The sequence below is a fragment of the Streptomyces sp. DH37 genome (assembly GCF_029813835.1).
In the GTDB taxonomy this organism is placed as follows: domain Bacteria; phylum Actinomycetota; class Actinomycetes; order Streptomycetales; family Streptomycetaceae; genus Streptomyces.
This window is the reverse complement of sequence record NZ_JARVKV010000021.1, coordinates 58,560-74,876: the sequence shown is the minus strand read 5'-3', so window position 1 is coordinate 74,876 and position 16,317 is coordinate 58,560. Positions and strand designations below refer to the sequence as shown.

Annotated in this window: 20 protein-coding genes; 15 read left to right on the top strand and 5 right to left on the bottom strand. The window is 75.8% G+C overall.

Features of this window, described 5'->3' with window-relative positions:
- Positions 1–52: 52 nt before the first annotated feature.
- From QC029_RS13545 to QC029_RS13535, 3 genes are read left to right on the top strand one after another with little or no spacing between them, the layout of a single operon-like run.
- Positions 53–1,036 carry an aldo/keto reductase gene (locus QC029_RS13545; protein ID WP_279555879.1) on the top strand — a complete coding sequence of 328 codons (984 nt, stop codon included), beginning with the start codon at positions 53–55 and terminating at the stop codon, positions 1,034–1,036.
- On the top strand, positions 1,033–1,758 hold the full coding sequence (locus tag QC029_RS13540; RefSeq protein WP_279555878.1) for a sulfotransferase family protein: 726 nt from the start codon (positions 1,033–1,035) through the stop codon (positions 1,756–1,758). The genes QC029_RS13545 and QC029_RS13540 overlap by 4 nt, the downstream gene beginning before the upstream one ends.
- 29 nt (positions 1,759–1,787) lie before the next feature.
- Positions 1,788–2,645 (top strand): family 3 encapsulin nanocompartment shell protein, encoded by an 858-nt coding sequence (locus tag QC029_RS13535; protein ID WP_279555877.1) that lies wholly within the window; start codon positions 1,788–1,790, stop codon positions 2,643–2,645.
- 181 nt (positions 2,646–2,826) lie between these two features.
- On the opposite strand, the gene QC029_RS13530 is transcribed toward QC029_RS13535, so the two are convergent.
- Positions 2,827–3,168: a TspO/MBR family protein gene (locus QC029_RS13530; RefSeq protein ID WP_279555876.1), complete on the bottom strand. Its 342-nt coding sequence runs from the start codon at positions 3,166–3,168 to the stop codon at positions 2,827–2,829.
- 378 nt (positions 3,169–3,546) lie between these two features.
- Between QC029_RS13530 and QC029_RS13525 the strand changes: the two genes are divergently transcribed.
- Positions 3,547–3,771, top strand: coding sequence for a hypothetical protein (locus tag QC029_RS13525; RefSeq protein WP_279555875.1), 225 nt, complete (start codon positions 3,547–3,549; stop codon positions 3,769–3,771).
- A 74-nt stretch (positions 3,772–3,845) separates the two neighbouring features.
- Positions 3,846–4,736: a universal stress protein gene (locus QC029_RS13520; protein WP_279555874.1), complete on the top strand. Its 891-nt coding sequence runs from the start codon at positions 3,846–3,848 to the stop codon at positions 4,734–4,736.
- Between the two features lie 65 nt (positions 4,737–4,801).
- Here the strand turns inward: QC029_RS13520 and QC029_RS13515 are convergent, their stop codons facing one another.
- Positions 4,802–5,566 (bottom strand): YqjF family protein, encoded by a 765-nt coding sequence (locus QC029_RS13515; protein ID WP_279555873.1) that lies wholly within the window; start codon positions 5,564–5,566, stop codon positions 4,802–4,804.
- A 92-nt stretch (positions 5,567–5,658) separates the two neighbouring features.
- On the opposite strand from QC029_RS13515, the gene QC029_RS13510 reads away from it, so the two are divergent.
- Positions 5,659–6,201 carry a 2'-5' RNA ligase family protein gene (locus QC029_RS13510; RefSeq protein ID WP_279555872.1) on the top strand — a complete coding sequence of 181 codons (543 nt, stop codon included), beginning with the start codon at positions 5,659–5,661 and terminating at the stop codon, positions 6,199–6,201.
- A gap of 67 nt (positions 6,202–6,268) precedes the next feature.
- On the opposite strand, the gene QC029_RS13505 is transcribed toward QC029_RS13510, so the two are convergent.
- Together QC029_RS13505 and QC029_RS13500 are read right to left on the bottom strand one after the other, a co-directional pair.
- Entirely contained in the window at positions 6,269–6,997 is a 729-nt protein-coding gene (locus tag QC029_RS13505; RefSeq protein WP_279555871.1) for a TrkA family potassium uptake protein, read from the bottom strand.
- Positions 6,990–8,348 (bottom strand): potassium transporter TrkG, encoded by a 1,359-nt coding sequence (locus QC029_RS13500; RefSeq protein ID WP_336621584.1) that lies wholly within the window; start codon positions 8,346–8,348, stop codon positions 6,990–6,992. Before QC029_RS13500 ends, QC029_RS13505 begins: the two co-directional genes overlap by 8 nt.
- Positions 8,349–8,574: 226 nt before the next feature.
- On the opposite strand from QC029_RS13500, the gene QC029_RS13495 reads away from it, so the two are divergent.
- Complete coding sequence (locus QC029_RS13495; RefSeq protein ID WP_279555870.1) at positions 8,575–8,745, top strand: hypothetical protein; 171 nt, start codon at positions 8,575–8,577, stop codon at positions 8,743–8,745.
- 100 nt (positions 8,746–8,845) lie between these two features.
- Here QC029_RS13495 and QC029_RS13490 read toward each other — a convergent pair whose 3' ends face one another.
- Complete coding sequence (locus tag QC029_RS13490) at positions 8,846–9,241, bottom strand: VOC family protein (RefSeq protein ID WP_279555869.1); 396 nt, start codon at positions 9,239–9,241, stop codon at positions 8,846–8,848.
- A gap of 286 nt (positions 9,242–9,527) precedes the next feature.
- Here QC029_RS13490 and QC029_RS13485 point away from each other — a divergent pair, with 286 nt between their 5' ends.
- The 8 genes from QC029_RS13485 (at position 9,528) to QC029_RS13450 (ending at position 16,292) form a co-directional block, all read left to right on the top strand.
- Complete coding sequence (locus QC029_RS13485) at positions 9,528–9,740, top strand: hypothetical protein (protein WP_279555868.1); 213 nt, start codon at positions 9,528–9,530, stop codon at positions 9,738–9,740.
- Between the two features lie 925 nt (positions 9,741–10,665).
- Complete coding sequence (locus QC029_RS13480) at positions 10,666–10,776, top strand: keywimysin-related RiPP (protein ID WP_279555867.1); 111 nt, start codon at positions 10,666–10,668, stop codon at positions 10,774–10,776.
- Between the two features lie 148 nt (positions 10,777–10,924).
- Complete coding sequence (locus tag QC029_RS13475; protein ID WP_279555866.1) at positions 10,925–12,775, top strand: lasso peptide isopeptide bond-forming cyclase; 1,851 nt, start codon at positions 10,925–10,927, stop codon at positions 12,773–12,775.
- 74 nt (positions 12,776–12,849) lie between these two features.
- A complete protein-coding gene (locus QC029_RS13470; RefSeq protein ID WP_279555865.1) occupies positions 12,850–13,107 on the top strand; it encodes a lasso peptide biosynthesis PqqD family chaperone in 258 nt (85 codons plus the stop codon).
- Positions 13,108–13,168: 61 nt separating this feature from the next.
- The gene (locus tag QC029_RS13465; protein ID WP_279555864.1) at positions 13,169–13,585 is read left to right on the top strand and encodes a lasso peptide biosynthesis B2 protein; all 417 of its coding nucleotides are present in this window, start codon (positions 13,169–13,171) and stop codon (positions 13,583–13,585) included.
- A 5-nt stretch (positions 13,586–13,590) separates the two neighbouring features.
- Entirely contained in the window at positions 13,591–15,519 is a 1,929-nt protein-coding gene (locus tag QC029_RS13460) for an ABC transporter ATP-binding protein (RefSeq protein ID WP_279555863.1), read from the top strand.
- 202 nt (positions 15,520–15,721) lie between these two features.
- Entirely contained in the window at positions 15,722–15,955 is a 234-nt protein-coding gene (locus QC029_RS13455) for a DUF2945 domain-containing protein (protein WP_279555862.1), read from the top strand.
- On the top strand, positions 15,948–16,292 hold the full coding sequence (locus QC029_RS13450; protein WP_279555861.1) for a DUF3140 domain-containing protein: 345 nt from the start codon (positions 15,948–15,950) through the stop codon (positions 16,290–16,292). The genes QC029_RS13455 and QC029_RS13450 overlap by 8 nt, the downstream gene beginning before the upstream one ends.
- Positions 16,293–16,317 lie beyond the last annotated feature (25 nt).

The window sequence follows — 16,317 nt, the reverse complement described above, 5'->3', positions numbered from 1 at the left end:
GGACCGGACGGACGGACCGAGAGAACCGAGAGAACGAACCGAAAGGACGACAGTGCGCTACCGAAGCATGGGCCGGCTCGGCTGGGACGTCAGCGAGATCGGCTACGGCATGTGGGGCATCGGGGGCGGTCCCGGCGGCTTCACCGGCTGGGACTACGACACGGCGCCGGACTGCCTGGACCTGGCGGTCGAACTCGGCTGCACGTTCTTCGACACCGCCTGGGTGTACGGCCGCGGCGTCAGCGAGCGGATGCTGGGCGACCTGCTGCGCAGGCACCCCGACCGCCGGCTGTACGTCGCCACCAAGGTCCCGCCGCTGAACCGGGAGTGGCCGCCGCGCCCGGACGACACACTGGACGACGTCTTCCCGCCCGGCCACGTCCGCGAGTACGTCCACCGCAGCCTGGAGAACCTCGGCACCGACCGCATCGACCTGCTGCAGTTCCACGTCTGGGAGGACCGCTGGAGCGGTGACGAGCGCTGGCAGCGGGTGATCTCCGACCTCAAGGCGGAGGGCGTGATCGAGGGGTTCGGCATCAGCGTCAACCGCTGGGAGCCGGAGAACTGCCTGCGGGCGATCGACACCGGCCTGGTCGACGTCGTCCAGGTCATCTACAACATCTTCGACCAGGCGCCGGAGGACGAGCTGTTCGAGCGCGCCCTGCTCGACGACATCGGCATCATCGCCCGCGTCCCCTTCGACGAGGGCGGCCTCACCGGGAGGCTCACCCACGGCACCGTCTTCCCCGAGGACGACTGGCGGGCGGTCTACTTCGGCCCCGAGAACCTGGGCCCGACGGTCGAGCGCGCCGAGCGGCTGAAGAAGGTGCTGCCGGCGGGGATGACGCTGCCCGAGCTCTCGCTCCGCTTCATCCTGCACCACCCGGCCGTCAGCACCGTCATCCCCGGCATGCGCAGGCCGGAGCACGTACGCGCCAACCTGGCCGTCTCCGACGGCGAGCGGCTGGACCGCGCCCTGCTGGACGAGCTGCGCGGCCACCGCTGGGACCGCCGCCCGACGGAGTGGTCGATGTGACCGTCATCGCCATGTGGGCGCACCCCAGGGCGGTCTCCACCGCCTTCCTGCGCATGATGGCCGAACGCGGCGACGTCACGGTCGTGCACGAGCCGCTGGTGCTGCTCACCGACCACGGCGAGGTGTCCGTGCCCGGTCCGGAGGGGGACGGGGACGCGGTCGTGCTCCGCTCCCCCGGCGAGCTGCTGGCGCACCTGGCCGCGCTGGGCGAGCGGCGGCCGGTGTTCTTCAAGGACACCCTGGAGTACCACTACCGGTACCTGTTCGACCACCCGGAGCGGATCGCCGGCTTCCGGCACACGTTCATCGTCCGGGACCCGGCCCGCGCCATCGCCTCGCACCACGCGGTCAAACCCGAGGTGACGTGCCCCGAGATCGGCTACGAGCACCAGTGGGACCTGTTCGAGCTGGCCTGGAAGACCACCGGCGAGCGCCCGGTGGTGGTCTCCGCCGAGCGGCTGCTGGCCGACCCGGCCGCGGTGGTCTCGGCGTACTGCGAGCGGGTCGGCCTGCCCTACGTCCCCGAGGCCCTGAGCTGGCGGCCGGGCGAGCGCGCCGAGTGGCGGCCGAACCGGCGCTGGCACCTGGACGTCATGGCCAGCTCGGCCTTCCGGGCCCCGGAGCGGGAGTACGCGGTCACCGTCGACAACGACGAGCGGCTGCGCGCCTTCCACGAGTACCACCTGCCGTACTACGAGCGGCTCGTCGAGCACGCCCTGTGAACCCCGCGGACACCGGACCAGGAGGGACCATGACCGTCACCGCGCAGAACGGCCCGCAGACCGGCCCGGCGGCCCCGGCGGCCGGGCCGTCGCCGGGCGAGGAGTTCGCCCGCGCCTTCCTCGAGGACCCGGAGAAGGCCGAGGTCCACTTCGGCTTCACCGTCACCGACGCCTTCAAGCCGGGCAAGGAGCGGCACCGGCTGACCGCGCGCCACCTGTTCCGCAAGCAGCGCGCCGGCTCCGGAACGGTGCGCACCTGGTTCGAGACCAGACCGCCCGGGGAGCCGGTGGCCGCGGAGGGCCGGCTGCGCGAGGACTCGTTCGTGTTCTCCCCGGCCGACCACTCCGTCGCCCCGATCACCGCCTGGGTGCGGGTGCCCGACGGGCTGGCCGGGGACCCCGCGGCGCTGGGCGCCTTCGTGGACCGGCGGCTGATGGTCCGGCTGGGCACCGCGGAGAACCGGGCGCTGACCCACGACGTGCTGCGCCACCCGGACGTGGCGGCCCTGCCCTACCGGGGCTCGTACGCGGCCGGGCTGCTCGCCGCCTTCGACGAGATCGAGCAGACCGGCGGGACCGGGCACGCGGTGATGGTCAACCCCCGCGACTACTACGGGCAGCTGGTCGGCTCCGGCAGCCTGCTGGCCGACCTCGCGCGCGAGGGCGTCATGGTCTGCCGCCACCGGCAGGTGGCGCCCGGCTGCGCGCTGGTGGGCGACTTCGCCATGGCCGCCGTGCTCCTGGACGCCGAGCACTCGGTGATCAAGGTGGCGGAGCCGCCGCCGGGGACCTTCGACGAGCCCGGGGGCACGGCGGTGTGCGCGGTGGTCCACGAGTCCGTCGCCGTCCAGCTCCCGACGCACTTCTTCCACGTGGTGCCGGGCTGAGGGCCCGCCGTACGGGTGCCGGGGCCCTCCCGGCGCCCGTACGGGCGCCTCAGGTGTCGGCGAGCCGGATGCTCAGGTTGAGCGCGGCGGCGACCGCCGCCGGGCGGACGCGGTGGAACGCCACCGCCGTCGCACCGGCGGCGGCGAGCAGCAGGCAGATGTCGGCGAAGGCGAGCCCGTACTATCGGGCGCCGAAGAACAGCGGGGTCCACACCGCGTTGAGCAGCAACTGGACGCCCCACAGCCCCGGCTCGGCGCGGGCCCGCGGCCCCCGGGCACGCCAGACCAGCCAGGCGGAGACGCCGATGAGGGCGTTGAGCACCCTCCACACCGGGCCGAAGAGCCAGAACGGCGGCGCCCACACGGGACGGTCCAGGGACTGGTAGACCGTGCCGGCGTTCGCGGAGGCGGCGGCCCCCACCGCCGCGGCGGCGAGGCCGAGGCCGATGAACAGCGCCAGGGACGGCCAGGCCGCCCGCTTCCGCCGCGTGGTCCTCCCCCGCGCCGCGTGGTGCACCGGCATGCGGCCCTCCTTCCGGTTCTCCGCTCCGTCCCGCGGCGCCTATCCCCTCGGCGCCGGTTCACCGGACCGGCGCACCGGTCCGTCCGGCGTCCTCCGCCGGCGCGCGGGCCGGGGCAGACTGGAAGAGGACGACCCGGACGACCCGGAGGAGGTGGCCATGGAGCGGTCGGCGCCCCGGAGCCGGGCCGGCGCGGACGAGGCCGGGCGGCGGCCGGACTCCACAGGCGCCCCCTCCGTCCTCCTCCCCGGGTCCGGGTCCGGGACCGCCGGCCGGGGCCGCGTCCCGTACCACCGCCACGACGGCCACCACGGCCCGACCACCATCCGCCGGCCGGCCGGCGGATGGTCCCGCGGGGCCCATGGACGAAAGGTGCCGACATGACCGCGAACAGCCCGTACGAGCCGCCCTCCGGCCACGGCCCGCAGAGTTCGGACGAGGCCCGGCTGCGGACGCTGGAGTCGCAGGTGGAGGCTCTGTCCGAGGCCGTCCGGGCGCTCGCCCGGAGCCTGGAGCAGCCCCCGCCGCAGGACACTTCCCTGCCCGAGGAGGCGGCCCGGGGGGCCAGGCTGGCGCACGAGATCCTGCTGGCCCAGGGCCTGTAGGCGCCGCCTCCCGGCCGCCCGGGCCCGCGGAACCGGGCGGCGGGAGGGGGCGAGAGACCACCCCGGAGGCGGCTATGACGAGTTCACGGGGACGCCGGCCGATCGTGGTGGGCGTGGACCCCGACCCCTCCCAGCGGCCGGCCCTCGCCTGGGCCGCGGACGAGGCCGCCCGGCGCGGTCTGCCGCTGCGCGTGGTGCACGCCCAGGGCGTGCCGACCGGCGGCTACTGGTCGTCGCAGCTGCGTCCGTCCTGGGAGCAGTGGAACGAGGCGCTGCACGAGGCCGGCGACCGGATCCTCGAGGAGGCGGTCGCCTTCGTCGAGGAGCGGCACCCCCGGGTGGAGGTCTCCTGGCTGCTGGCGGAGGGGCATCCCGCCTGGGTGCTGCGCGAGGAGGCGCCGAACGCGGCGATGGTCGTGGTGGGCTCCTGGCACCTGTCCTCCGCGCAGGAGCTGTTCGGCTCCTCGGCGGTGGGACTGCCGCTCACCGCGCACGCCCCGTGCCCGGTGGTGGTCCTGCGGGAGCCGGAGCACACCGGCCGGAGGCCGCCGTACCTCGTGGTGGGCGTCGACGGCAGCCCCGAGTCCGCCCCGGCCGTCGACTTCGCCTTCGAGGAGGCGGCCCTGCGCGGCGCGGAGCTGCGGGCCCTGTACGTGTGGCATCCGCCGCTGCTGGGCTCGCGGGACGAGGACGCGGCCGAGCGGGAGGGCCGCCGGGTGCTGTCGGAGTCGGTGGCGGGGGGCGCCGCCGCGCATCCGGAGGTGGAGGTGCGCCGCGCGTTCGTGCGGGGCCACCCGGTGCGGGTCCTGACCGAGGCGTCCGAGCACGCCCTCGGTCTGGTCGTGGGCACCCGGGGGCACGGGGGCTTCACCGGCATGCTGCTGGGCTCGGTGAGCCAGGGCGTGCTCCACCACGCCCGCTGCCCGGTCTTCACCGTTCCCGCCCCCGGCGGGCGCGCCGCCTGAGGCCGCGGACACGGCCGCCGGGAAGGCGCCTGGCTCAGGGCGGGACGCCTCCGGACGGGGGCGCGTCAGCGGCCGCCGGCCAGGGGCGGGCCGAAGCGGACGTCCACGCGCGGCGCGTACAGCACGCTGAGCGGGGCTCCCCCGGGCGCGGGCAGCCCGCAGGCCGCGACGAGGTCCTCCTCGCACTCCAGCAGTTCGGCACGGTGCAGGGGCCAGGTCTCGTGGACGTTGGGCAGGTACACCGTCCTGCCGCCGTACCAGGCCGTGTGCAGCCCCCAGCGGGCCGTCAGGAAGTGCTCCAGGTCCGTGGGGGCGGCGATCCGCTCCCCCACCCGCACCCGGACGCGGGTGACCGGGCGTCCCCGGCCGCGCGGCCCGATCCTGGCGCTGGTCCACAGCAGGGTGCCGCCGTCCCCGGTGCGGCGCCGCATGGACGCCCAGCGGTACGGCAGGCGCAGCGCCGCCCGGGACCCGAGCACCGGCAGCAGCCGCGCGCACTCCAGCGTCAGGAACACCACCCCGCGCCGTCCCCACCGGTCCACGCCGTACACGCGCACGTTGGTCTCCGGGAAGGTGCCCAGGTACGGCAGGCCCGGTCCGCGTCCGAAGCCCAGGCCGCGCATCCGGAAGGGCACCAGGCCCACGTAGGTGGTGCCGTCGCGGACGTCGGGGCGGACTCCGGCGGGCAGCAGCGGGGCGACCGCCGCGGGGTCGGCCGGCCAGTGCAGGAAGGTCACGTCACGCCACGACTGCGTCAGCAGCGCGCGTCCGACCGGGCGCGGGCTGACCGCCGTGACGGGCTCGACGGGGCCCTCTCCCCGCTCGGTCATGGGCGCCTCCCCTCACCGGGCCGTCCGGGCCGTCCGGGCCGGCCACCGCACGGTACTCCGGCGGACCGGGCCGCGCCCGTACGCTGGCCGGTGTGCGCACCGTGGAACTGCTTCCGGACGACGCGGCCGACCGGGCCGTACGCCGGGCGTGGCGCCGTCTGGCCGCGGCGGGGATGCCGAGCCAGGAGGCGCACACCCATCCGACCAACCGCCCCCACCTGACCCTGGCCACCGCCGACGCGCTCCCGGAGGCGGCGCGCGACGAGGTGGCGGAGGCGCTGGACGCGCTGCCGGTGGGGCTCTGCCTGGAGGGACTGCTGCGCTTCCCCGGCCGCACCCGTGTACTGGCCTGGGCCGTACGGCCGGATCCGGAGCTGCTGCGGCTGCACGGGGCGGTCTGGCGGGCGCTGGCCTCCTCGCCGGGGGCCGGGGCGATGAACCCGCTGCACGCCCCCGGGCGCTGGATCCCGCACATCACCCTCGGCCGCAGCCGCCGTCCGGCCTGGGACCTGCCGGATCAGGAGCTGCTGCCCGCCGGGCTGCGCGGGCCGGTGCGGGGAAGGCTGACCGGCGCCCGCAGCTACGACTCGGCCACCCGCACCATCGAGGACCTCGTCCCGCACGGGCGTCCCTGACCCCCGGGCCGGGGTTCCGTGCGGAGCCGTGCCGTCCGCCTCCGGACGGGGCCCCCGGCCCGGAGGGCTAGGTGAGCTCGCTGAAGCGTTCGGTCTGACGGGTGCGGCCGGCGACGATGATGGTGTCGCCCTCCTCCACCACGGTGTCGGCGGTGGCGTAGGTGAAGCCCTCGCCGGGGCGTTTGACCGCGACGACGGTGACGCCGTGGCGGGTGCGCACCCCGCTGTTGCCCAGCGTCAGGCCGACGATGTCCTCCGGCGGGCTGGTCTTGACCATGGCGAAGTCGTCCTCGAACTCGATGTAGTCCAGCATCCGGCCGCGCACCAGGTGGGCGACGCGCTGGCCCATGTCGTGCTCGGGGTAGACGACGTGGTGGACGCCGAGCTGGGTGAGGATGCGGCCCTGGGCCTCGCTGATGGCCTTGGCCCACACGTGGGGGATGCCGAAGGAGACCAGCAGGGAGGCGGTCAGGATGCTGGCCTCCAGATCGCTGCCGATGGCGACCACGGCACGGTCGAACTCGTGGACGCCGAGCTGGCGCAGGACCTCCTCCTTGGTGGAGTCGGCGCGCACCACGTGGGTGAGGGAGCCGGACAGGGCCTGGACGGTCTCGGCGTCCTCGTCGATGCCCAGCACCTCGGTGTCCTCGTCGACCAGTTCCAGGGCCAGGGCGCGGCCGAAGCGGCCCAGGCCGATGACGACCACGGAGTCGTTCCGGTCGTCCCGGCGGCGGGTTCTGGCGCCGCGGCCCCTGGCCGGCGGGTTCTTCCTCTGGGGGGCGGGGTGCTTAGCCAATGACGGGTCGCTCCTCGGGCAGGTCGTACATGCGGACGCGCGGGCGCAGGGCGAGCGCGGAGGCCACCGTGATGGGGCCGAGGCGGCCGATGAACATCAGCACCACCAGCAGCACCTGCTGTGCCGCGGGGATGTCGGCGGTGATGCCGGTGGACAGTCCGACGGTGGCGAAGGCGGAGGTGACCTCGAACAGGGACCGGTCGAGGCTGATGTTCGTGGAGACCATGAAGACGATCGTCGAGGCGACCACGGCGGCCACCGAGAGCAGGACGACGGTCAGCGCCTGGCGCTGGACGTCGCCGTGCAGGCGGCGGTGGAAGATGTTGACCGCGCCCTCGCCGCGGACCTCGGCGTATATGACGAAGAACAGCACGGCGAAGGTGGTGATCTTGATGCCGCCGGCCGTTCCGGCGCTGGCGCCGCCGACGAACATCAGCACGTCCGTGATCAGCCAGCTGGCGGGGTTCATCTGACCGATGTCCAGGCTGTTGAAGCCGGCGGTACGCGGCATGACCCCGCCCTGGAAGAACCCGGCCAGCAGTTTGCCGGGGACGTCCAGCGGGCCGAGGGTGGCGGGGTTGGACCACTCGATCGCGGTGATGAACACCGTGCCGCCCGTCAGGAAGATCCCGGTGGCCCACAGCACGATCTTGGTGTGCAGGGTCCAGGTGCGCGGTCGGAGCAGGCGGCGGCGGAGTTCGAACAGCACGGGGAAGCCCAGTCCGCCGGCGACGACGGCGAAGGCGATGGGCAGGCAGATCCACGGATCGGCGACGAAGCCCATCAGGTTGTCGGTGTAGAGGGCGAAACCGGCGTTGTTGAACGCGGAGACCGCGTGGAAGACGCCCAGCCAGACCGCCCGCGGCCACGGCTCGTCGTACCCCAGCCCGAAACGCAGGGCCAGCGCCGCGGCGGTGATCGCCTCCAGCACCAGGCTGGCCCTGACCACCCCCGCCACGACCGACCGCACCTCGCCCAGGCCCAGGGTCTTGGTCTCCGCCGCCGCCGTCAGCTTCGCGCGCAGTCCGAGGCGCCGGGAGACCAGGACGACCAGCAGGGAGGCGAAGGTCATGATCCCGAATCCGCCGACCTGGATCAGCGCCAGGATCACCACCTGCCCGAAGCCGGTCCAGTAGGCGGGGGTGTCCACCACCGTCAGGCCGGTCACGCACACCGCCGAGGTGGCGGTGAAGAGCGCCTCCAGCACGCTCGCGCCACCGGGGCCCTGCCGGGCGACCGGCAGCATCAGCAGCGCCGTTCCGGCCGCGACGGCCGCGGCGAAGCCGGCCACGACCACCTGCGCCGGGTGCCGCAGCCGCAGGCGCCGCCACCCCGTGCGGGCTACCACCACGCCCCCGTTCCGCCACCGGAGCGGCCGTCGATCATATGCACCGGAAGACGATAGCCACTTCGCCGCCGTGCCTCGCGCCGGGGCCCCGCCCCGCCTACAGTTCCCCCATGACGCGTTCTCCGAACGGTTGCGGAGCGGCCCGTGACGGCTGCCGCCGGCCCGGCGCGCACCCCCTCCCGCCGGGCACACGCCGCCGGCCGGCCGTACCGGCGCCCGGGGCGGCCGGGTGAGGGGACCCGTCTTCGACAGCGGCATCCGGCGGACCATCGCCGCCCTCGCCGTCACCGCCGTGGTCCTGGTCACGGCCGGGTTCGTCCTGGACGCGGTCTGGCTCTTCGGGATCGGCGCGTGGTCCCTGATCACCGCGGGCCTGCTGGAGGTGGTCTACCGGCCCTGAGCGCCGGGCCGCGGTGGACGCGCGTCCCGCCCGTCCCGGGCTCCGGTCCAGGACGGCCTCGGCCCCTCCCGGTGCGGCGCCCGGGTCCCGTCCGCGCGGGTCACTCTCCCGTGCGGCCCTCGCGGGCGACCAGGGCGAAGGTGTGCCCGGCGGGGTCGGAGTACAGGCGCACATCGCGCGGGCCGCCGTTGTCCTTGGTGTCGATCGGACGCGCCCCGTGGCCGATCGCCTCGCGCTCGGCCTCGTCCATGTCGTCCTGCGGGACCAGGATGTGCAGGTGCGCCTGGAGCGAGTCGTCCGGCCGGGGCCAGCTCGGCGGGGCGAAGCCGTGGTCGCGCCTGACCGCCAGGCGCACGCCCTCCTGCCCGATCACCTCGATGAAGTCCGGGTCGGCGCCCCGGCGCACCTCCGCGCCCAGGAAGTTCGCGTAGAACTCCGCCAGCGCCTCCGGTTCGGAGCAGTCCAGCACCAGCACGCTCGTCTTCTCGACGGGCATACGTCACCCCCATGGGTCGTCGTCGGCCGTCCGCCGTCCGTCGGGGTCCGTGTACCCCCGAAACACCGGAGCAGCGGATTCCGCCGTCAACTCCGTTTCCTTTTCCGCGAGTTCGCGGACCGGGGCCGAGGCGCGGGCGCACGGGAGCGCGGGCTCCCGGCGCGGACGGCGCCCGCGCCACCGCCGCGTGCGCACGCCCGGCCCGCCCCCGACCCGGGGCGGATCGGCACAGGACGGACACGTCCGGCGAAGCCTGCCGCGCCGCGTCCGTGGGTAGGTTCCGTTCATGAGTGATGTCGTGGACGCAGACGAACTCCTCCGCCGTATCCGGGTGGCGCGCGACTGGGCCGCCGAGCGGGAGGCCGGCACCGGGAACCCGATCGGCACGGGCGAGAGCACCGATCCCCTGACGGCCGGTGTCGACCGCGTCGTCTTCTCGGTGGTCCGCGAGGTGCTGGACGAGATCATCAGTCCGGGGACCCACTCGCGTCAGCGGTAGGCCCTCCCGGGCTCGGCGGGCGGCCGGGGCGGGGAGACGGTGACGACCGTGCGGCCTCGCTCCTTCAGGCCGCCCGCCGCCCTGCGGCCTCCCGGGTGCGGGAGGGCCGCTCGCACACTCCTCGGGCCCGAGGCCGACCGGGACCCGGGCGCTGCCGGCGCCCCCGCGGCCCTCCCCGGCGATGCGCCGCGCGGTTCCGGGGTGCGGTCGAAGGCGAGCGCCGGGCGCTCGCGCTCGCGGCGGTCGACGCCGCGCTCCCCCCCCCCCCCCCCCCCCTGATCTTCTCGCTCCCTGATCCCCTCGCCCCCGCACGGCGGGGGCGACCGCGGCCGGGGACAGGGCCGCGATCCGCGCCGCCGGACCCCCGGGCCCGGACCGCCCGCCGAACAGGCGGACCGGCGCCCTCTCCCGCACGGCGACGCGGACCCCGCGCGGTCCGCCACCCCCGGCCGCCCCCGGCCCTGCTCGCGCCCGGGAGCCCGTACACCCTCCCCCTCCGCCGCCGGACCTCCTCCAGCGCACCGGGAACGGGCGTGCGCGCGCGTGGTCCCCGGGTCGCCCCCGGCGGACGCGGAGCGGGAGCCCGGCCCCGGATCCGCCGGAACCGGGCCGCGTACCGCCCGCCCCGGCGTCCCACAGGACCGAAAGGGAGCCCGCGCGCAAGTACACATAGGAAATTTCCTACGCGCCGGTTGTGGCATCCGCGCGCTGTTGTGACGGTGTCCCGTCATTCCTAGTGTGGTGTGCGGCTTCAGGGGGTTCGCAACGAACCCGTCGGCGGGCCCTCCGACGAACCGGTTGCGCACCCGGAGAGCACGCGGCCGCCGCCTCTGCAGTGGGCGCCGGCACGCCCCCACCGCATCCGGCCCCGAAGCCCCGCGGGAGGACCCGCGGCCACATCACCCGGTACAGAAAGGAAATCACCATGCGCGCTTACGAGCGTCCCACCCTCGCCAAGGCCGGCGGCTTCCGCAAGACCACCGGCGCGACGGGCTCGGGCCCGAAGGACCTGCTCGGCGGCAAGCAGCTGCTCTGACGGGCCCGCCGGCGGAAGACCCGCCGGCGGTCGGCCGGGCGGCCGGACGGCGGCGTGCCGCCGCCCGGCCGCCCTCCTTCCAGCCTCCTTCCAGCCCCCCTTCCAGGCGACACCCGTCCCGCGGCACCGACCGGAGGTGTGTACGTTCATGGGCGACCTCGTCTCCCCGGCCCTGGCATCCAGGTGGTTCGTCGTCCTGCCCGACAGCGACGCGGCGGCCGGGCTCGCCGGGCGTGCCCGGACCCATGCGTCCGGGGAGTTGAGACACCACTCGGGCCGCCCCTGGGTGTTGGGCCGCTGGGCGCGGGGCGAGCTGACGGTCGGGGAGTGCGCCGACGCGCGGGTGGCGGTGCTCGGCGAGCACCGGGTCACCGCCGGTGAGGCGTCCCGGGCCGCGGCGGGCGCGCGGGAGTCCCCGGCCGCGCTCGACAGGCTCACGGCGGCGTGGCCCGGCAGTTTCCACGTGGTCGCGAGCGCCGCCGGCCGGGTCCGGATGCGGGGCGGCGTGGCCGGGATGCGGCGGGTCTTCCACGGCCGCACCGGCCCGGTGACGGTGGCCGGCGACCGCGCGGACGTGGTGGCCGAACTCCTGGGCGCGGAGCTGGACGAACGGCGCCTGGCCGCGCAGCTGCTGACCCTGGGTCTGCTGCACCCGCTGTCCGGGCAGCCCCTGTGGCACGGGGTGGAGCGCCTTCCGGGCGACCACTCCCTGCTCATCCCCCCCGACGGCCCCGCGCGGCGGACCCGCCGCTGGACCGCGCCGGAACCGGACGTCCCCCTGGCCGAGGGCGCCGCGGCGCTGGCGGAGGAACTGACCGCCGCCGTGGACGTGCGCACCCGGGGCCGCGCCCTGGTGACGGCGGATCTCGGCGGGCTGGACTCGACGGCCGTCTGCTGCGCGGCCGCCCGCGGAACGGCCGAGGTGGTCGCCTACACCGCCGCGACCCACGACCCGCTCGGCGACGACGTGCACTGGGCCCGCCGTACGGTGGCCGCCCTGGGGAACGTGGAGCACCACCTGGTGCCGGCCGAGCGGGTGCCCCTGACCTACGAAGGCCTCGGCACGCTCGGCGACCACCTGGACGCCCCCTGTCTGATGGCCGTCGACCGCAACCGCCGGATGAGTCTGCTGGAGATGGCCGCCGAGCGGGGCTCCACCCTGCACCTGACCGGCCTGGGCGGCGACGAACTCCTCGGAGGGGCCGCGGCGCACCTGCACGCGATGGTCCGCACGCATCCCCTGGCGGCCCTGCGGCGGCTGCGGGGCTACACCGCCAAGTACGGCTGGTCCCGCCGCCGCGTGCTGCACCAGCTCCTCGACCGGCGGAGCTACCCGGCCTGGCTGAGGAAGGCGGCGGCGGACCTGCGGAGGCCCCCGCCGCCGGAGCGGGAGCCGCTGCTGGAGTGGTCCCCCTCGCCCCGGCTGCCCCCGTGGGCGACGCCCGACGCCGCCGACGCCGTGCGCGAGCTCGTCCTCGCCGAGGCGCCCGCCGCCGAGCCCCTGGCTCCGGGCAGGGGTCACGGAGCGCACCGGGAGATGGCCACCATGGACCTCGTCTCCCGTTTCGCCCGCCACATCGGCCAGATGGCCGAGCCGCTGGGGGTGGTCTGCGCGGCGCCGTACTACGACGACCGGATCGTCGAGACCTGCCTCGCCGTACGGCCGCTCGAGCGGGTCACGCCCTACCGGTACAAGCCGCTGATCGTGGAGGCCACGCGCGGCATCGTGCCCGAGGCGAGCCGTACGCGCGCCACCAAGGCCAACGCCACCCTGGAGGAGGAGGTCGGCCTGCGCCGCCACCGCGACCAGTTGCTGGCCCTGTGCGAGGACTCCCGCCTGGGGCGGATGGGCCTGGTCGACGTCACCGAGCTGCGCCGGTGGTGCGGCCGCCCGCTGTCGCCGGAGGCGGAGAGCGAACTGCTCCACCCGACCGTCGCCTGCGAGGTGTGGCTGCGGTCCCGCGAGGGCGCGACCGCCCCGCCCCGGACGACCCCCTGACCCGCCGTCCCGGCCGCTCCGGCCGCTCCGGCGGACCCGGACGGCCCGGACGGCCCACATGGAAGGAAGACCCCATGCCCCTCACCCTGCGCCCCGGTGTGCTGATGGCCGACACCGAGTACGGAAGCACCCTGCTCGACCAGCGCAGCGGGGAGTACTGGACCCTCAACCCCACCGCGGCCGCCGTGCTGCGGGCGCTGCTGGACGGCCGGTCCGCCCGGCAGGCGGCGACGGCCCTCACCGGCGAGTACGACGTGGGCCCGGAGGAGGCCGAGGAGGACGTGGCCCGCATCCTCGGCGAGCTGCGCGCCGCGCGGCTCGTCGCGGAGTAGCCGGGCGCCGGCGGCGTGCCGGTGACAGCCGAGCGAGCCGAGAAGCTGAGAAGAGGAGAGGATGTCGACCCCCGAAGCGGTTCCGTACGATCCCCGTTCCGTCCCCCTGGCGGACCGCCTGGTGGCGCGTCTGGCCGTGGGATGCGCCCATCTGCTGGCCACCCAGCCGCCCAGCCGCATCCGGGCCGTCCTCGCCCGGCTGCGGCGCGGCGCCCGTCCGGCGACCCTGGAGGAGGCGGCGGCGGCCCGGGAGACGGTGACCGCGGTGAGCCTGGCCTGCGGCGGGCAGCGCGGCTGCCTGCCGCGCTCGCTGGCCACCGTGCTGCTGTGCCGCGTGCGCGGCCGGTGGCCCGTGTGGTGCGTGGGGGTGCGTGCCAGGCCGCCCTTCGCCGCGCACGCCTGGGTGGAGGCCGAGGGGGTCCTCGTGGGCGAGGGCTGCCCGGCCGACTACTACCGGCGCTTCATCAGCGTGGAGTGAGGCCGATGACCGCGCAGACCGCGTCCCCGGCTCCGACCCCGGCGGGCGCCGTCCACGACGGGGAGACGGAGGAGTCCGGGGGGACGGGCGCGGTCCGGCCCCGGTGGCTCACCGGCCGCCTCGGCGGGGACCCGTCCGGCCGCCGCGCGCTCACCGACCGGCTGCGCCCGCAGCGCGCCGGCGTCCTCGCCGGCGCGGCGCTCGGCCTGCTCGGCGGCCTGCTCGCCCTGGTCCAGCCGCTGGCCGCCAAGCGGCTGGTGGACGAGCTGGGCGCCGGGCGGACGGCGGTCGGCCCGATAGTGCTGCTCAGCGCGCTGGTGCTGGCCGGCGCCGTGCTGGCCGCCGCGGGGCAGTACGTCCTGGAGCGGACCGGGGAGGCCGTCGTCCACACCGTCCGGCGGCAGCTCACCGCGCACCTGCTGCGGCTGCGCGTACCGGCGGTGGAGCGCACCGAGCCCGGCGACCTCATCTCCCGCGCCACGTCCGACACCACCGTCCTGAGCCGGACCGCCGCCCAGGCGGTGGCCTCGGCCGTCGTCGGCACGCTGGTCCTCCTCGCGACCGTCGTCCTGATGGGCCTGCTGGACCTCGTGCTGCTGGGCGTCACCCTCGGCGCACTCGTGCTCGTCGCCGCCTCGGTGGCGGTGGTCGCGCCGCGGATCGGCCGCGCCGGCCGGCAGGCGCAGGAGGCGGTCGGCGCCATGGGCGCCGCCCTCGAACGCGCGCTCGGCGCCTTCCGCACCGTCAAGGCGGCGGGCGCGGAGCGGCAGGAGACCGCCCGCCTGCACGCGGCGGCGGCGGACGCCCGCCGGGCGGGCGTCCGCGCCGCGGGCTGGGAGGCCGTCTCCGCCACCGCGGGAGGGGTGGCCGTGCAGGTGGCCTTCCTGGCGGTGCTGGGGGTGGGCGGGGCGCGGGTGGCCTCGGGGGAGACGAGCGTCTCCACCCTGGTCGCCTTCCTGCTCTACCTCTTCTCGCTGGCCCCGCGCGTCCACCAACTCGTCGACACCGTCGGGCAGTTCCAGAGGGGCGCCGCCGCGGCCCTGCGCCTGCGGGAGGTGGAGCGGATGCCCGCCGAGCGCGTGGACGCCGCCCCGGTTCCCGTCCCCGCCGGCCCGGACCGCCCGGGTCCGGCCTCGGTGGTCTTCGACCGGGTCGGCTTCTCCTACCGGGCCGGGCTGCCGCCCGTGCACCGCGGGGTGAGCTTCACCGTCCCGGCCCGGGGCATGACGGCCCTCGTCGGGCCCTCGGGCGCGGGCAAGACCACCGTCTTCTCGCTCGTCGAGCGCTTCCACGAGCCGGACGCCGGACGCGTCCTGCTCGACGGCCGGGACGTACGGGACTGGCCGCTGGCCGAGCTGCGAGCCGCCATCGGGTACGTGGAGCAGGACTGCCCCGTCCTCGCCGGTACCCTCCGCGACAACCTGCTGTTCGGCGTCCCGGCGGCCGATCGGCGGCAGGTGGACGACGTGCTGCGCCGGACCCGGCTGGAGGCCCTGGTGGCCCGGCTGCCGCAGGGCCTGGACACCCCGGTCGGCCACCGGGGCGACCGGCTCTCGGGGGGTGAGCGGCAGCGCGTCGCCATCGCGCGCGCTCTGTTGCGCGCTCCCCGGCTGCTGCTCCTGGACGAGGCCACCTCGCAGCTCGACGCGGCCAACGAGGCCGCGCTGCGGGAGACCGTCGCCGACGCCGCCCGGAGCACGACCGTGCTGGTGGTGGCCCACCGCCTGTCCACCGTGACCGCGGCCGACCGGATCGTGGTCATGGAGGAGGGAACGGTCAGGGCGGTGGGCACCCACGCCGAACTGCTGGCCGCCGACGCCCTCTACCGCGACCTCGCGGCCACCCAGCTGCCCGGCCCGCTCCCCGGTGAGCCGCGGCGGGACGGCACCGGGCGGGCGGGGACGCGGAACCTCCGGGACGGGGACCCGCGCTGAGGGGCGTCTCCCGCGCGGCAGGGAGTTCCCCCGCCGCATGCGCGCACGGCCCCGCCGATCCCCCCTCCTTCCGCCGCCCGCCCACCGGTGCGCCGTGGGCGGGCGGCGGCTCCGCGGTAGTGGAACGACGCGAAACCGATACCATGAGGATGGGCGAGGAATTCCGTCCGCCCACCCGCCCACTCTCCGCAGGAGGAGAAGGATGGCGAAGAAGAAAGGGAAATTCCGCGAGGGAGACAGGGTTTCCTGGAAGAGCCACGGAAGCGAGGCCACCGGCCGGGTCGAGAAGGAGATCACCTCCCGCACCGAGGCCGGCGGGCGCACCGTGGACGCCTCCCCCGACGACCCCCAGTACCAGGTCCGCAGCGAGAAGTCCGGCGGCCGGGCGGTCCACCGCCCCGACGCCCTGCGCGAGGAGGGGTCCGGGGATGACTGAGCACCGCGACGACCGCGAGGGGACCGTCGCCGAGTTCGGCGAACTGGTCAACCTCACCCCCAAGCAGCTCCAGGACTGGCTGGAGCGGGAGGAGTCCAAGGCCGCCGGGCAGCACCGGGACGGCGGGGAGAGCACCGGCCACGCCTCCGGCCGCCGCATCGTCGAGTTGCTGCGGACCCCGAAGTCCGACCTCAGCGACGACGACCTGGCCCACATGCGCAAGGTGACCGGCTACATCAAGCGGCACCTGGCCCAGCGGCCCTCCGGCGACATCGCCGACACCACCTGGCGCCACTCCCTGATGAACTGGGGACACGACCCCCTCAAGGACGGCTGACGCCCGCCGGCTCCCGCCGCCCGGG

Excerpts from the sequence above, each read along its gene's own strand:
- QC029_RS13535 (WP_279555877.1), top strand. The coding sequence starts at position 1,788 with ATGACCGTCACCGCGCAGAACGGCCCGCAGACCGGCCCGGCGGCCCCG.
- QC029_RS13530 (WP_279555876.1), bottom strand. The coding sequence starts at position 3,168 with ATGCCGGTGCACCACGCGGCGCGGGGGAGGACCACGCGGCGGAAGCGG.
- QC029_RS13525 (WP_279555875.1), top strand. The coding sequence starts at position 3,547 with ATGACCGCGAACAGCCCGTACGAGCCGCCCTCCGGCCACGGCCCGCAG.
- QC029_RS13520 (WP_279555874.1), top strand. The coding sequence starts at position 3,846 with ATGACGAGTTCACGGGGACGCCGGCCGATCGTGGTGGGCGTGGACCCC.
- QC029_RS13515 (WP_279555873.1), bottom strand. The coding sequence starts at position 5,566 with ATGACCGAGCGGGGAGAGGGCCCCGTCGAGCCCGTCACGGCGGTCAGC.
- QC029_RS13490 (WP_279555869.1), bottom strand. The coding sequence starts at position 9,241 with ATGCCCGTCGAGAAGACGAGCGTGCTGGTGCTGGACTGCTCCGAACCG.
- QC029_RS13485 (WP_279555868.1), top strand. The coding sequence starts at position 9,528 with ATGAGTGATGTCGTGGACGCAGACGAACTCCTCCGCCGTATCCGGGTG.
- QC029_RS13480 (WP_279555867.1), top strand. The coding sequence starts at position 10,666 with ATGCGCGCTTACGAGCGTCCCACCCTCGCCAAGGCCGGCGGCTTCCGC.
- QC029_RS13475 (WP_279555866.1), top strand. The coding sequence starts at position 10,925 with ATGGGCGACCTCGTCTCCCCGGCCCTGGCATCCAGGTGGTTCGTCGTC.
- QC029_RS13470 (WP_279555865.1), top strand. The coding sequence starts at position 12,850 with ATGCCCCTCACCCTGCGCCCCGGTGTGCTGATGGCCGACACCGAGTAC.
- QC029_RS13465 (WP_279555864.1), top strand. The coding sequence starts at position 13,169 with ATGTCGACCCCCGAAGCGGTTCCGTACGATCCCCGTTCCGTCCCCCTG.
- QC029_RS13460 (WP_279555863.1), top strand. The coding sequence starts at position 13,591 with ATGACCGCGCAGACCGCGTCCCCGGCTCCGACCCCGGCGGGCGCCGTC.
- QC029_RS13455 (WP_279555862.1), top strand. The coding sequence starts at position 15,722 with ATGGCGAAGAAGAAAGGGAAATTCCGCGAGGGAGACAGGGTTTCCTGG.
- QC029_RS13450 (WP_279555861.1), top strand. The coding sequence starts at position 15,948 with ATGACTGAGCACCGCGACGACCGCGAGGGGACCGTCGCCGAGTTCGGC.